The 14,108-nt window shown below is 68.1% G+C and carries 11 protein-coding genes; 3 read left to right on the top strand and 8 right to left on the bottom strand.

Annotated elements, in window-relative coordinates; translation table 11 throughout:
- Positions 1-184 (top strand): hypothetical protein (locus ABZV42_RS38660; RefSeq protein ID WP_356056254.1); only part of this gene is annotated, 184 nt, incomplete at its 5' end.
- A gap of 44 nt (positions 185-228) precedes the next feature.
- Here the strand turns inward: ABZV42_RS38660 and istB are convergent.
- The 4 genes from istB to ABZV42_RS38680 all read right to left on the bottom strand — a co-directional run bounded on the left by istB (position 229) and on the right by ABZV42_RS38680 (position 5,150).
- Positions 229-1,023 (bottom strand): IS21-like element helper ATPase IstB, encoded by a 795-nt coding sequence (gene istB / locus ABZV42_RS38665; RefSeq protein WP_356056256.1) that lies wholly within the window; start codon positions 1,021-1,023, stop codon positions 229-231.
- Positions 1,020-2,675 (bottom strand): IS21 family transposase, encoded by a 1,656-nt coding sequence (gene istA, locus ABZV42_RS38670; protein WP_356056258.1) that lies wholly within the window; start codon positions 2,673-2,675, stop codon positions 1,020-1,022. Before istA ends, istB begins: the two co-directional genes overlap by 4 nt.
- A 475-nt stretch (positions 2,676-3,150) precedes the next feature.
- A complete protein-coding gene (locus ABZV42_RS38675; protein WP_356056286.1) occupies positions 3,151-4,137 on the bottom strand; it encodes a restriction endonuclease in 987 nt (328 codons plus the stop codon).
- On the bottom strand, positions 4,137-5,150 hold the full coding sequence (locus ABZV42_RS38680; protein WP_356056288.1) for a restriction endonuclease: 1,014 nt from the start codon (positions 5,148-5,150) through the stop codon (positions 4,137-4,139). The genes ABZV42_RS38675 and ABZV42_RS38680 overlap by 1 nt, the downstream gene beginning before the upstream one ends.
- Before the next feature lie 424 nt (positions 5,151-5,574).
- Between ABZV42_RS38680 and mobF the strand changes: the two genes are divergently transcribed.
- Together mobF and ABZV42_RS38690 are read left to right on the top strand one after the other, a co-directional pair.
- Positions 5,575-7,413, top strand: coding sequence for a MobF family relaxase (gene mobF / locus ABZV42_RS38685; RefSeq protein ID WP_355846354.1), 1,839 nt, complete (start codon positions 5,575-5,577; stop codon positions 7,411-7,413).
- The gene (locus tag ABZV42_RS38690) at positions 7,379-7,732 is read left to right on the top strand and encodes a hypothetical protein (protein ID WP_355846357.1); all 354 of its coding nucleotides are present in this window, start codon (positions 7,379-7,381) and stop codon (positions 7,730-7,732) included. The genes mobF and ABZV42_RS38690 overlap by 35 nt, the downstream gene beginning before the upstream one ends.
- A 234-nt stretch (positions 7,733-7,966) precedes the next feature.
- Here the strand turns inward: ABZV42_RS38690 and ABZV42_RS38695 are convergent, their stop codons facing one another.
- Genes ABZV42_RS38695 through ABZV42_RS38710 form a run of 4 tightly spaced genes read right to left on the bottom strand, consistent with a single transcriptional unit; the run spans position 7,967 to position 14,034 of the window.
- On the bottom strand, positions 7,967-9,433 hold the full coding sequence (locus tag ABZV42_RS38695; RefSeq protein ID WP_356056261.1) for an aldehyde dehydrogenase (NADP(+)): 1,467 nt from the start codon (positions 9,431-9,433) through the stop codon (positions 7,967-7,969).
- 38 nt (positions 9,434-9,471) lie between these two features.
- Positions 9,472-10,593, bottom strand: coding sequence for a (Fe-S)-binding protein (locus tag ABZV42_RS38700; RefSeq protein ID WP_356056264.1), 1,122 nt, complete (start codon positions 10,591-10,593; stop codon positions 9,472-9,474).
- A gap of 25 nt (positions 10,594-10,618) precedes the next feature.
- A complete protein-coding gene (locus ABZV42_RS38705) occupies positions 10,619-11,998 on the bottom strand; it encodes an FAD-linked oxidase C-terminal domain-containing protein (protein WP_356056266.1) in 1,380 nt (459 codons plus the stop codon).
- A 56-nt stretch (positions 11,999-12,054) separates the two neighbouring features.
- The gene (locus ABZV42_RS38710; RefSeq protein ID WP_356056268.1) at positions 12,055-14,034 is read right to left on the bottom strand and encodes a hypothetical protein; all 1,980 of its coding nucleotides are present in this window, start codon (positions 14,032-14,034) and stop codon (positions 12,055-12,057) included.
- Positions 14,035-14,108: the final 74 nt, after the last annotated feature.

Genomic DNA, 14,108 nt, shown 5'->3' on the forward strand with positions numbered 1-14,108 from the left:
AAGCGTAGAGAACTCCCATTATCCCAGGTCAGCGGGCACCTCTTCTCATTTCCCTGTCCACAGCCCGGCCATTACGCGGTGGATCGAGGCTGAGAGCGTCTTGCAGATTGATGATGAGGTCATGGTCGAAGTTGCTGGCATCAACCTGCATAGACGCCGGATCCTGCTGTCCCTCCGCTCGTGATGGGGTTGTCGGCTCACGACGGGTAATCGGTGTGAAGCCGCAGGTCATCCTGTATTCGTCGCCGCCTGCTGGGCGCGGGTGTGGGAGAGGCGGTAGGAGTCGGTACCGGTCTCGATGAAGTTACTGCCAAAGGTCAGCCGGTCCACGATGGCCGCGCAGAGCCGGGGATCAGTGAATGTCTTTGTCCAACCGGAGAACGATTCGTTGGACGCGATGGCGACACTGTTCTTTTCCTCTCGTTCAGTCAAAACCTGGAAGAGGAGTTCAGCCCCGCGTTTGTCGAGCTCCATGTAGCCGAGTTCGTCGATGCATAAAAGGTCGACGCGGCCGTAGCGGGCGATGGTCTTCGTGAGTTGCTTCTCGTCAGCCGCCTCGACTAGTTCGTTGACGAGTTTCGCGGCGAGTGTGTAGCGGACCCTGAAGCCGGCCATGGCTGCCGCGGTGCCCAGCGCGATCAGCAGGTGGGACTTGCCGGTTCCCGAGTCGCCGATCAGGCAGAGCGGCTGGCCGTTGCGGACCCAGTCGCAGGTGGCGAGGGTGTGGATGGTGGCGGGTTGGACGTTGGGGTTGGCGTCGAAGTCGAAGTCGGAGAGCCACTTGCTGCGGGGAAAGCCGGCGGCTTTGATCCGTCGTTCCGATCGGCGCCGGTCGCGGTCTTCGCACTCGGCCATCAGCAGTTCGGCGAGGAAGCCGAGGTAGGAGAGGTGTTCCCGCTCGGCCGATTCGGCGGTGGCAGCGAACTGGGCCCGGATTGTGGGCAGCCGGAGCATCCGGCAGGACTGCAGGATGGCGGCGTCGGCGGCCTGGTCGGTCACTCCGTGGTGGTTCTTCGTGGTCATGGAGCTTGTCCCTTGGTGCTGCGGCGGGTTCGCGGCGGGTGCCGCAGGAGTTGGTCGTAGGCATCGACGGTGGGCAGGGGGCGGGTGTCGGGCGGTAGCTCGCCCAGCAGACGCCGCTCGGTCAGTGAGGTCACCGTCGCCCGCGGCCGGGGTGGTGGGGCTGCTGCGGGCGGCAAAGCCTGGGTGGTGCCACGGATGCTGGCGGCCTTGCGGGCTTCCAGCGCGACCGCGTCCGCGGTCAGTGCGCCGACCGAGACTGCTGCGGTGATGCCGGCGACCACGTCCTGGTGGGCGAGGCGGCGGTGCAGCAGCAGGACTTCGATCAGTGCGCGGGTTCCGTCCGCGTCCCCGTATGCCCTGCGGGCCGCTGCCCACCAGGCTTCGTGCGCGGGGGTGAATGCTCCCGAGGCTCTGGCTTGTTCGAGCGCGGTCGCCCCGGGCAGGGCACCGGGCTTGCGGGCGAGGGCCTCAAGGTAGTGATCCAGGACGAGCCTCGATCCGTAACGGGTGGTCAGCCGCTCGTGCCGGGCGACTTCGTCGGAGCCGTCGAAGACGACCACTTCTGAGGCGTGCAGGAACACCCGGACCTGGTGGCCGACCAATCGGATCGGAACGGAGTAATGGCACTGGCGGACGGTGACCTGTCCGTAGCGGTCCACCCGTGGGTGCAGCACCCGCGCGGTCTCGAACACCTCGTCTGGAAGCGGTTTGAGCAACGGCTGTTCGGTGGCGAAGTAGACGCCGACGGTGTGGGTGCGCCGGCCGATCCGCCGTTCGTCGTCGGCGAGACAGGCGCCATCGAGACGGGCGTTGAGCTCGGCGAGCGAGTCGACCTCGGGCACCGGCACAAAGTGATTCCGGCGAAAACGGCCCACTTCACCTTCGACGCCGCCCTTCTCATGGGCTCCTTCCAGGCCTGGGCGGCAGTAGAAGGCATCCAGTCCGTAGTGCGAACGGAACGCAACCCATCGTTCGTTCTCCACCCGGGTGCGGGCGAATCCGAGCACCTGGCTGACTGCGGATCGCAGATTGTCGTAACGGACCTTGCCGGTAGGGATCCCGCCCAGCACGCTGAAAGCATGCAGGTGGCCTTCGAGAAACGCCTCCTGACCGCAGGAGGCGAACACCCGGTGGACCGCCTTGCCGGAGTACGACATCCGGAACGTGAACAGATAGCAGCGGGTCCTCTCGCCCCGCAGCAGCACAATCACGTCGCCGAAGTCGACCTCGGCCTCGACCCCGGGCCGGTGCGTCTGCGGAATGAACATCCTGGACGGAGCCCTGCCCGCCGCCACCCGGATCTCCGGGCGCCGCAGCCGCACGTAGTCACACACCGTGGAGTAGGAGATGCCCTCCATCTCATGCTCCGCCACCAGCCGGTCGAAGATCCGCCTCACCGAATGGCGCTGCTTGAGAGGTGCATCCAGATCCACCCGCAACATCGCGTCAATCGCAGGCTTGTAGGGATCCAGGCGCGAGCCCCGCGGCTTCATCTTCTTCCGCGGCTCCGGAAACACAGACTGAAGCGCCTTACGGACCTCACGCCGGTGAACTCCGTACCGCTCCGCCAGCAGACGGATCGACAGGTCCTCGATCCGGTGATCCCGTCGGATCGCGGCGTACAGCTGAACTTTGGACTTCGATGCTCGCATCCGTGCCCCCTCAGCGCGAGGAGCACAACGAGCGTCCCACAACAACCCCGGTGGGGCCAGAATCCGTCGTTACACCATCTCGGATCCGCCGGGTGGGGCCAACCGAGCCTCACAGACGGGGCCAGTACCCACTGTTAGAGCCACTCGATCCTCAGCATCCAGGAGTTCTGGATCGAGGATGGACCCCTCGGAGAGGCACCGGTCGTCTTGGGTGTAGCCCGCCCACCGAACGCCTCCTGACACTGTCGCTCCATGGCCAGTGGATTATCCCCAAAGGGGCGGTGCCACCGGATCCTCCAGTCGCACCGCCCCTTTGTGCGAGCTCGCACCAGGAGACCACTGCGTCGTACGTCCTGTGGTTGGGGCGGGGTTCGTCCCAACCACGGACCCCGGAGATCGTGACGCCGCGATAATCGCCGGGCGAAGGTGGCAACTGGAGTCACACAGAGCGCCCTCCTGGACACTCGGGGAAGCGTCAGGCTGTTTCGAGGACGGTCGCCATCTCGATTCCGAGCACTGTCAACAGGGGCACACCCCACGTTGCCCACCTACGCAGCCGCGGTCCGTGCAGCAGGTGGATGTCCTGCTTGCCTGCGAGCTCATGAGCGGGCCCGGTGAACGAAGCGTTGGTCACCGCGATGACGATGTCCGCTTCGTGTACAGGTTTGGCTGTGCCGTTGAGTGTCTGGATGACGGGGGAGCCCAGGGGGCGGCCGCCGGGTTGGCGGTGCTTGCACTGAAAGACGATCTTGCGTCCGTCTGGGGTGATGGCGATGACATCGGCCCCCAGATCCCGTGCGCCGCCGTTGCGTTGAGCGACGGTGCAGCCGTCTCGCTGCACAAGGGCAGCGATTGCCTGCTCAAACGCCAGGGGCGCCATGCTGTCGAACTGTTCAAGAGCGATGCTGTCTGCAGTCGCAGCAAACGCCTGAAACTCGGCGTCCTTGAGAGCCAGACCGTGTACGTCATCATGGTGCTGCGACAGGATCGTGAGCAGGCGCTCCCACATCGGGTCCAGGGTGCACTTCAGGGAGCCGATCGCATCCAGTCCGGACTCGGCCGGATCAGCATCCGGCCGATAGCGGTAGTTGAGGTTCCCCGCCGTTGCTTCGCGGAGCGAATGCCAGACACTGCCGATCTCGCCCCTGACCCTCTCGGTCTCCGCGAGTACAGCGCGCAAGTTCTGATGCAGCCTGTAGTTGGCTTGCCTGTACTCGAAACACAGCGGCGAATCGTCGTCGCCGCTGAGCTTTGCGGCATGAACCTCTTCGCGACGAAGGACAGTGAGCAGCTGATCGAAGTCCTGGTACGACGACAGTGCTACGCGGCCTTCTGTGAAGTGAAGAAATGCGGACAGCAGGTCATCATCCGTCGCGGCTCGGATCCGGCGTTGCAGCGCCGCACTGATCCCCGCGTCGCGGTACACGGGCAGGGTGACTCCAGTCGTCCAGTTGAGGTGCATCACGCAACGTCCCGCTCATGGTCTTCAACGCATTCCATCGGCTCTTCCCATTCAGCCCACCGCCGCAGGCCGCGGCGATTCAGCAGGCACATGTCGTGCTCGTTGGCGTAGCGGCGGGCTGGCTCGGAGAAGCCGCCGTTGGTGACGACGACGAAGCCGTCATACGTACGGCCTTCGGCGAGAAGGTGCAGAGAATGCAGGCTCGGTGCGCTGATCTGTACCGCTGGTTCCGGCTTCCACCCATGCGGGCCACGCACATGGTGGCCGTTGAAGAGGAAGGTATGGCCCCTCGGGCAGGTTGCCGATACAAGGAACTCCGCGCCAGTACCGCCAGGGAGAGCAGTCTGGAACCCGTCGCGCTGCAGCAGTGTCTCCACGAGACTGATGAACTCCGAGGGAGACATGGAGTCGATGCCGTTCATAGGTACAGACGAGCTGCTGCCAGCGCACTGCCGCCGATAGTTCTCCTGGAGAGCGAGGTCGTGCAGCTCGTCACGGTCTTGGGCCACCAGCGCCGCCAAGCGTTTCGTGGCTGCCGTCAGTTGATCGCGAAGGGGTGCAAGCGTGTCCAGAAGAAGCACCCCGGCCGAATCTGCGACCGGAACACGCTTAGCCAACGGCTGCCCGAGCCGGGAGCTCAACTGGTAGGCCACCTGGGTACATTCCCGATGGGCCTGCCGGGCTTCGGCGATTTCGCTCTGGAGTTCAGCCAGCAGCGCTGAACTCGCGTCATGGCAGTCCTTGGTGATCTCGTCACGTGAATCTGGCACCCATGAATAGGTGCGGTCTGTAGCAGCCTTCAGGGAGTTAGCGTCCCGCACCTCACGGTCGAGGGAGCTGATGAACTTCTCCCACGCCTCGCAGATCTCCTGGGCGATCTGGCACTCACTCACCCACAAGAAGGTGCGCAGCATGTCATCACGGGTGGCCTTCCCTATGAGCCCGCCGATCTCCTGGCGAAGACCGCGGTCAACGAAGCGGGTAGGTGTAACCCCCGCAGCTCTGTCAATCATCACCGCGTGAGGGTACACACCACCTCTGACATGGGCTTATTCAACTCTAGGTGCAGCATTCGCACGACATCGTCAGTCGTCTGGGTAGAGCGCCCGCATCACGTCGTTCCATTGATCGGAGCGGGTCTTGTTGCAGCCGGCCGGACACCTGCGGTCGATGACCTTCTCTCGTTGGGTGAAGTCGGACTGCTGACAACGGACTTGGTACACGTTCTCCAGAAGAGGCGTGCGGCAGAAAGGGCAGGGGGCTCCATGTCTGATCATGGACGGGAGGATGCACACAGTGGCGGCTTACCGTCGCGGGCTGACGTGGCGGCCCGCCTGGCGGGCCGCCACGGTAAAGATCTGGTGATGGCCTCCCGCCCGGCGGGAAGCGCCCCGGATCACGCTTTTGTGCAGGTCATGGGCGGTGTTCCATGGCCCGATGCTCAGTGCGAAGAAGGTCGGCCCGGGTGGGTGGCGGTACTACTTCCGCAGCGTGATGGTCGGCGACGGCCGCCGCCCTGCGGGCAAGCCGCTGCGCGCCGCCCAGGACGAAGCCGGTGTTCCGCCCGGCGTCTGGACGGGCCGGGGACTTGCCCCGGTCGGCCTTGCGGCCGGGGACGTGGTGACCGAGCGGCAGGCTGAACTGCTCCTGGGGGAAGGCCGGCACCCGGACGCCGACCGGATCGAGCGCGAGCTCCTGGCGGAGGGCAAGAGTCCGGCGAAGGCCCGGCGGGCGACGGTGCTGGGCAGGCCCATCGAGCACAACCAGTCGCCGGAGACCGAGGACGCCAAGGAGCGGTCGCCGTGGCTGGCCCTGGACTTGGTGTTCCGGGCGCCGTCGACTGCGCAGATCTCGTGGGCGCTCATGGATGACGAGCACCGCCTGGTTCTGGAGCTGTGCCAGGACATCGCCCGGGACAAGGCGCTGGCGTGGCTGGAGGACTTGGTCGCGGAGATCCGCTGGGGGAGCGGCGGCAAGCACCGCAAGCCGATCCGGGACGGGCTGATCGTCGCGGTGTTCCGGCACTACGAGTCGAGAGCCGGGCAGCCCCTGCTTCATGACCACGCTCTTGTGTCTATCCGTGCCCGGCGGCCGGACGGGAAGTGGGGCAACCTGTCGGCGGACTCGATGCTGGAGAACGTCGTCGCCGCGGGCACTCTCTACTCCTTGTTCTTCATGGAGGAGGTGTCCGCGCGGCTGGGGTGGGCGTGGGAGCCGCGCGAGGTGACGCCCGGCCGCCGGCCCGTCATGGAGGTCGCGGGTATTGATCAGCGGCTCATCGGCTGGCAGTCCACCCGCCGCCAGCAGATCGAGGACGCGCTGTCCGTCTTCACCGCCGACTACGAAGAGGAGCACGGGCATGCGCCGGGGGAGCAGGCCGCCTACGCGCTGGGCGGGAAGGCAGCCGACCGGACACGCCCGCCGAAGCCCGAGACGCCGCGTTCGCTGACCAAGCTGCGCGAGGACTGGAGGGAGTCGGCGATCCGGGCGTACGGCGTCGACGTCGTCTCCCGGCTCGCAGTGCGGGCGAGGGCGGCGGCCGCGGCGGTGTGGGCCCGGGTGCGGCCGGTGGTCGACGTCGTCCTGGCCGCCGTCGACGTCACGGCCGTGGTGTACGTCATGCGCGGCGCCTTCAAACGACGGCACCTGCTCGCCGAAGCCCGACGTCACCTCGCCTACGTCCTGCGCGGCCGACCCCACCAGCCGGGCCTGGACGAACAGATCGTGCAAGCGGTCGTCGACGACTACACCCGCCCGGTCGGCCGCCGGATGATGACTGCCGACCTGCGCGCCCTGTACCCGAGCGACACCGAGGACCAGGCCGTGCTGCGCCCGCTGACCCGCAAGCGCACCGCGTCCCCGTACGAGCGGGCCCGCCTCGCCGCCGGCGCCTTGGCCGCCCGGGTCAACGCCGCGCGGCGTGCGGAGCGCCTGGGCTCCCGCACCCGGCCGCGCACCGTCGCCATGCCCGCCACCTCGAGGTCGCACCCGCGACCGTTCCGCACCGGCCCGAAGGACGGCCGCCTCCTGGAGCCGGAGACCGGCGTCGACGCGGTGGAGCAGACCCGCCAGACCATGGAAGCCGCCGCCGCGAAGTTGGCCGCCAAGCTCCAGGACGCCAAACGGGAGCGCGCCGTCGCCCACGGCCCCCTGCCACAGCCCGCCCGGCGACGGCCCGGCCGCCGCACACCCAGCAGCCCGGCACCCAGCACCCACCGGGCCGGACCACAGGAGGAGTTGCGTGAGCACTCCGGAAGAACGCCCCAACCCCGATGAAGCCCTCGCCCTCGCCCACGCGGCCCGCGCGAAGATGGCCGCCGCGCTCAACGAGGACCAGGAGCCCGAGCCCGAGCCCGACGAGCCCCTGGGGTGGCAGCCGGTCTGGAAGCGGCCCCGGAAGCCGAAGTCGAAGGCGGAGAGGAAGAAGCAGCTGCGCAAGCAGCGGAAGCGGCTCCAGGAAGCCGGGAAGCGCCGCCTCGCCGCCGCGCAGTCGCGCCGGCCCCGCTCCCGGCAGAACCGGATCGGCAACGCGGCCGCCCGCCGCGATGCCCGCGCCCTGTCCCGGGTGCGGCACTCCAACGCCTGGCTGTGGTGACGATGCTGGGCATCGTCCACTGAGTGGAGCCCACGGATGGGCTCCACCGAGTGGACTCCACTCCGGTGAGGGCCCCATGAGGTGCGGGCCAGGTCGTGATCTGGTCGGTACGTACGCGCAGCGCCTTCTTTGTGAGGCTGGTTGTTTCCTTGGCCCGTCGTGGATCTCCAACGTTGGCGGACAGGATGTGTCCCTGGGTGGATAGCTCTCCGGCTGCATTCCATGGCTCCGGCGTCATTCCCTGGGGTTCTGGCGCTGGCTCGGGAGGTTCACCTCCCGCGGAATGTCCCACGGATTGCCCTCCTGAAGCGGTGCAGGCAAAAGCGCGTCCGGGATGTTCTGGTACGACACGGGACGAAGCCAGCGGTTGACCGCCCGGCTGCCGACGCTGGTGTGGAGCGGGGATGTTGTCGCGGGCCAGGGGCCGCCGTGGTGCATGGCGGCAGTCACGGCCACGCCTGTGGGCCATCCGTTCCAGATGAGGCGGCCAGTGTGGAGGGCCGCCGTCAGGGTGTGGAAGAGGTCTTCGTCCTCGGACTCCTCGCCCTGGATGCTTGCAGTGAGACCCGCCGGGAGGGCACGCAGGGTTTGCAGCAGGTCCTGGTGCGTGGTGTAGGTGACGATCAGGGCCGTCGGGCCGAAGCATTCCACCAGGAGCTCCGGTGAGGTGCGCAGTGCCTCGGTTGTGGTGGCGAGGAGAGCCGGGGCGGCGTAGCGTGCCTCGGTTTGCTGATCCGGCTGGTGGAGGGGGCGTACTGCCGGGTGGGTGGCGAGGGTGTTGAGGGTGGTGCGGTAGGCGTTGGCGATCCGTTCGCCCAGCAGGGGGGCCGGGGCCCTCGAGGCGAACTCACCGCGCAGGGCGTGGTCCAGGCTGTGGCCTTCCGGCAAAAACAGCAGGCCCGGCTTGGTGCAGAACTGGCCTTGGCTCAGGGTTGCCGACGCCGCGAACTCGCGCACGATGTCCGCGCCGCGTGCCGCGCAGGCCGTCGGGGTCACCACCACCGGGTTGAGGGAGCCGAGTTCGCCGTAGAACGGGATCGGATCCGGGCGGCCGGCCGCAAGATCGAGCAGGGCGCGGCCGCCCGCCGTGGAGCCGGTGAAGCCGACCGCCCGGATCGCCGGATCGGTGACCAGCTCGCGGCCCGTCTGCCGGCCGTGAACCACGGTCAGGATGCCCTGAGGCAGGAACTCCGCGGCAAGTTCGGTAGTCAGGTTGGAGAGGCGGGGATGACACTCATGGGCCTTGACCACCACCGGGCAGCCCGCCGCCAGCGCGCTCGCCGTGTCGCCTCCCAGTACCGAGAAGGCGAAGGGGAAGTTCGACGCCGAGAACACCGCGACCGGCCCCAGCGGCACCAGCATGCGGCGGATATCGGGGCGGGGCGCGGGCTGGGCCGCCGGGTCGGCGTGGTCGATCACCGCGTCCAGGAAACTGCCGTTCTCGACCACATTGGCGAACATCTCCAGCTGCACCCGGGTGCGGCGGATCTCGCCCTTGAGGCGTTCCACGCCGAGCTTGGTCTCGTCCTCGGCCACGGACACCAGATGGGCGTCGTTTTCGCCGAGCACCTGCGACAGGCCGCGCAGCAGCGAGGCCCGCAGTGGCAGGGGAAGGGCGGCGAGCGCCGACGCGGCGGTCTGCGCTGCCTCCGCCGCAGCGCGGGCCGCCCGCGAAGCGGCAACAGGGGAAGGGGTGGGCATCTTTTTTTACCTCTTTTACGGGGCTATGCAGGGGCAGGTCAGTTACGGGTTTCGTCCGTTGCTTGCGCCAGGAGTTCCGTTATGTGAACGGCCCTGACTCGGGAGCGGGCCCGACGCAGGCCCGTCTGGAGCTGGCGCAGACAACCCGGGTTGACAGCGACGACGTAGTCCACACCGGCCGCCTCGATCTCACGGATCTTGGCGTCGAGGATGCGGCGGGATTCGCGTGGCCTGAGCAGGGCGTAGGTACCTGCCGCGCCGCAGCAGCCCGCGGCGGAGGGCAGTTCGATGTAGTCGGCGACACGGCCGAGCAGGACGCGTGGTTGCTTCCAGATGCCGAGGCCGTTTCGGAGGTGGCAGGAGTCCTGGAGGGTGACGCGGGCGCGACGGCCGTCCACTCGCACTTCGCCTGCTGGTGTCGGGGGTTCGTCCGTCTCGGCCTGTTCCGCCAGCCGCTCGGAGATCTCCTTCACCCGGTTCCGGCCCAGGATCGACGCCAGGTGCGCCGCGCAGCCGCCGGATGTGGTGACGATGGTGCCGGGCAGGTCCTCGCCGAGGCGGCGGGCCAGGCGTTCACCGGCCGCCGTGTCGCCGTTGTGGGCGTGCAGGGCGCCGCAGCAGCCCTGACGGGTGGGGGCCGCGAGCCCCGGCACCAGCTGCTGCGCGGCCCGGCTGACCTTGGGAAACAGCACCTGTTCGAAGCAGCCGAGCAGCAGGGAGGACTCTGGTGTCTCGGACGCGATCCCGGATCGCGGTCGCCGTACCTTCCGCTTCACAGCCGCCGACAGCCGTCGCGCTGTACCCATGACGCGGAACACCTCCCGCAGCTGTGTCACCAGCATCAGCGCCCGTGCGATGAGGGGCTGGCGGCGGCCCTTCCACTGGTGGTCGCGCCACTGCTCGAGGAGCTGGCCGTATTCGACCCCGGCCGGGCAGACCGGTTCACAGGCGCGGCAGCCCAGGCATTGGGAGGCCTGTTCGGTGAGGGTGGGGTCGTAGGGGTCGAGGTCGCCGTTCTGGAGGGCGCGCATCAGGTTGATGCGGCCGCGCGGGGAGGACGCCTCGTCGCCGGTGGTCGCGTAGGTCGGGCAGGCGGGCAGGCAGAAGCCGCAGGATATGCAGCGGGAGAGGAGGTCGGGGTCGAAGATGCGCTCGGTCATGCATGCCACCTTGCGGGGGTACCGTTCATGAACCCAGCTTTCCGGGGTTGAGAATTCCGGCCGGGTCGAAGGCGCTTTTGACCCGACGCAGCAGGGACATTTGGTCGGGGCCGAGTTGCGCGGACAGATAGGGGAACTTGGCCGCGCCAACGCCGTGTTCGCCGGTGATGGTGCCGCCGAGTTCAATGGCGGTCGAGAAGATCTCCTTGAAGGCGTGCTCGGCGCGGGTGACGGCCTCGGTGTCCTCGCGGGACTCGATGACGCAGGTCGGGTGGAGGTTGCCGTCGCCGGCGTGGCCGAAGGTGGCAATGGTGAGGTCGTGGCGTTCGGCGGTCCGGTCGATGCGTTCCACCATCTCGGCGATGCGCGGGCGGGGTACGGTCGCGTCCTCCAGGATGGTGAGGGAGCCCAGTCGGGACAGGGCGGGCAGCGCGCAGCGGCGGGCGGCGAGCAGCGCCTCGGCCTCGGCGATACGGGCGGCGGTGGTGACTTCCAGGGCTCCTTGGGCGGAGCAGGCGTCGCTCATCCGGGCTATCGCTTTGCCGACGGAGTCGGGTTCGCCGTCGTCGCCGAAGAGCAGGAGCGCACCGGCGTCGGTGCGCAGGCCCAGCCCGGCGAACTGCTCCACGGCGCGGATGCAGGACTGGTCGAGGAATTCGAGGGTGGCCGGCAGCACGCCGTCGGAGATGATCGCGGCAACGGCGCGGCCCGCCGTGGCCAGGTCGGAGAAGTAGGCGATGCCCGTGCTGGCGGTGCGGGGCGCCGGCCTTAGTGCGAGGGTGGCCTCGGTGATCACGGCGAGGGTGCCCTCGGAGCCGGTCAGCAGCCTCGTCAGATCGTATCCGGCGACGTCCTTGTGAAGTCTGCCGCCCGTACGGATGGTCTCCCCGGTGGGCAGGACGGCTTCCAGACCGAGGACATAGTCGCGGGTGACGCCGTACTTCAGGCCGCGCAGGCCGCCGGCGTTGGTGGCGATGGTGCCGCCGATCGTGGCGACGGTGCGGCTGCCCGGGTCGGGCGCCCACAGCAGGTCCTCGCGGACGGCAGCGTCGGCGAGAGCCGAGCTGGTGACACCCGGCTGGACGCGGGCGAGAAGTTCGGACGGGGCGATCTCCAAGATTTGGTCGAGGCGGGTGAGGGCGAGGACGATGCCACCGCGCAGGGCGACGGTCGCGGCGCACAGATTGGAGCCGGCACCGCGCGGGACGACCGGTAGGGCGTGCCGGGTGGCGAGTTTCAGGACGGCCGCCACCTCACGCGTGTCGGCGGGGAAGACCACGGCGTCGGGCCGGGCGGAGAACAGCGGGGTTGCGTCCCGGCTGAAGGGGACCAGGTCGCCGTCCGTGTCGCGGTAGTGGGCGTCGCCGACGATCGACTTCAGCGCGGCTCTGACAGGGGCTTGCACGGTTGCCTCCTGGGCCGGTCCCGCCCCGGCGCACCCGGGGCGGAACCGGCACGGCACTAGAACTTGACGGTGGAGCGGTCCGCTATCAGGACGGGCGAGTCATACACCGGGATGTCTTTAAAGGTGTACGTGCTGCCCTGCACCGACCAGTTGGCGGCCGGGACGCCGTAGACGGCGCCCGTGCGTACGTCGACGTACACCGGGTCGGAGAAGTCGCCGCCGGTGAAAGTGAGATCCGTCGCGGTGCGGGAGTTGGTCTCCGTGGGCTTGCCCGCGCCGGACCACACGCCGACGACTTGACGGCCGCTGGTGCGGTTCGCGAAAGCCTGCACAGTCAGCGACGTACCGGGCGTGGCACTCCAGCTGTAGCCGGGCAGCGGCTTCAGCGTGCTGTCGAAGATCGAGGCCACGGTCTGCACGGCGTAGAACGACGGCTTCGCGTAGCGGATCGACTTGTCCGTGTTGGTCTGGAGCAGGCCCTTGCTGTTGATCTTCCCCGGGTAGTGCAGGTCGGAGATGCTGAAGACCGAGGTGCTGATGTCCCGCCCCAGGTCGTTGAGGACCCGGCGCAAAAACCACTTCGACTGGCTCAGCTCCGTCCAGTCCAGGTCCCCCAGCGCGCCGAAGCTCCCGGGGGCACTGGGCGCGCCGTTCTCGCCCTGCCGGATCACCGCACCGGGCGCGTACTGGTCGACCAGCGCCTTCAGCTTCGCGACCTGCTCATACGTCCATGCGTCGTCCGGGTTGGGATTGTAGGGGTGGTAGCTGAAGCCGCCCAGCAGCTCGGATTTGCCCTTCTGGGACAGAAGCGTCAAAAAGTTCTTGGCGTACGAGACGTCGATTCCGGCCTCCTGCCCGAAGACCACCGCGCCGGGCTGCGCCGACCGCACCAGGGAAGCCGTACGAACATAGAAGTCGGTGTAGTCGGCGACCGGGATGCCGGCAAGGTTGGGCTCGTTCCAGATCTCCCACTCGGTGACCCGGTCCTTGTACCGGTTGACCATCGCCTTCACCCAGGCGTCCCACGCTTTCAACGCCTCGTCGGAGGTGGGCAGTACACCGCCGAGCCCGCTCCCCCCGCCCCCGCTGTAGATCGGGTTTCCGTACGAGAGCTGGATCCACGGCTTGAGGCCCTTGGCGCTGGCGTCGTCGACGATCTTGTCCAGCCAGGTCCAGTCGTAGACGCCTTTGGTCTTCTCGGTCTTGGCCCAGCCACCTTGGAGGCGCACCTTGGTCGCGCCGAGCTTGCCGAGGTAGGGGGCGAACGCCTGCTCGCTCGTGTAGTCCCGGTCGAGGGTCTCGGCGCCGACGAGCAGCTTGGAGGTACCGATCTGCAGAGCGGTGCGCGGTCCGACCTGTCCGAGGTACGGCCAGCCCTGCGGCCCGGACTCGGTGGTGGTGCGCACATCGTCCAGCCAGGCGGTGCCCGTGTCGGCGGTGGAGACACCTGCCTGGAGTGCGCTCAGCGACTTGGTGGCGGTGCGAAATGCCAGCCGCTTCGCCTTGCGGGAGCCGTCGATGTAGATGTCGGCGGTGCCCGTTGCCGGGTCGGCGACGATGCGCATGTCGTACCAGCAGTCGGCGGTGTAGGTGCCGAGGTCGACTCGCTCGGTGCCGTTGTAGGTGTAGAGGTGACCGTCGGTGCCCATGGCGAGGGTGACGTTGTGGCCGCCCGCGCCGTCGAGGTGCACCCCGATCGTCGCCGAGGTCTGCGCGGCACGCAGCCGGAAACCTGCGATGACCGTCGACGCCGTGGTGCCGAAAGAGGCGCTGGCGGTGACGGGCGCGCTGGTGGAGGTGTCGCGCAGCTGCAGGCTGCGGTCGACGGTGCCCGGCACGTTCTGCACGGTGGTGTCACCGGCAGCGCCGGTCACGGACCAGCCGGAGGGTGCGCTGCCGATGGCGGTGGAATTGAAGTCGCCGGTCAGATCGGCCGCCGTGGCCGGGGTAGCCGTCGCGACGGATATCAGACCTCCGACGAGGGAGGCCGCCATCAGGACCGCGGAGGGACGCCTGAGGGATGGGGAGTTGACCATGGAATTCCTGCCTTCTTCCTTGGAGGCTGGTACTGCCCTGCGGCGGGCCCGCCCCGCCGCAGGAGAATGGAGGG

The sequence above is a fragment of the Streptomyces sp. NPDC005281 genome, from assembly GCF_040607495.1.
Classification (GTDB): Bacteria; Actinomycetota; Actinomycetes; order Streptomycetales; family Streptomycetaceae; genus Streptomyces.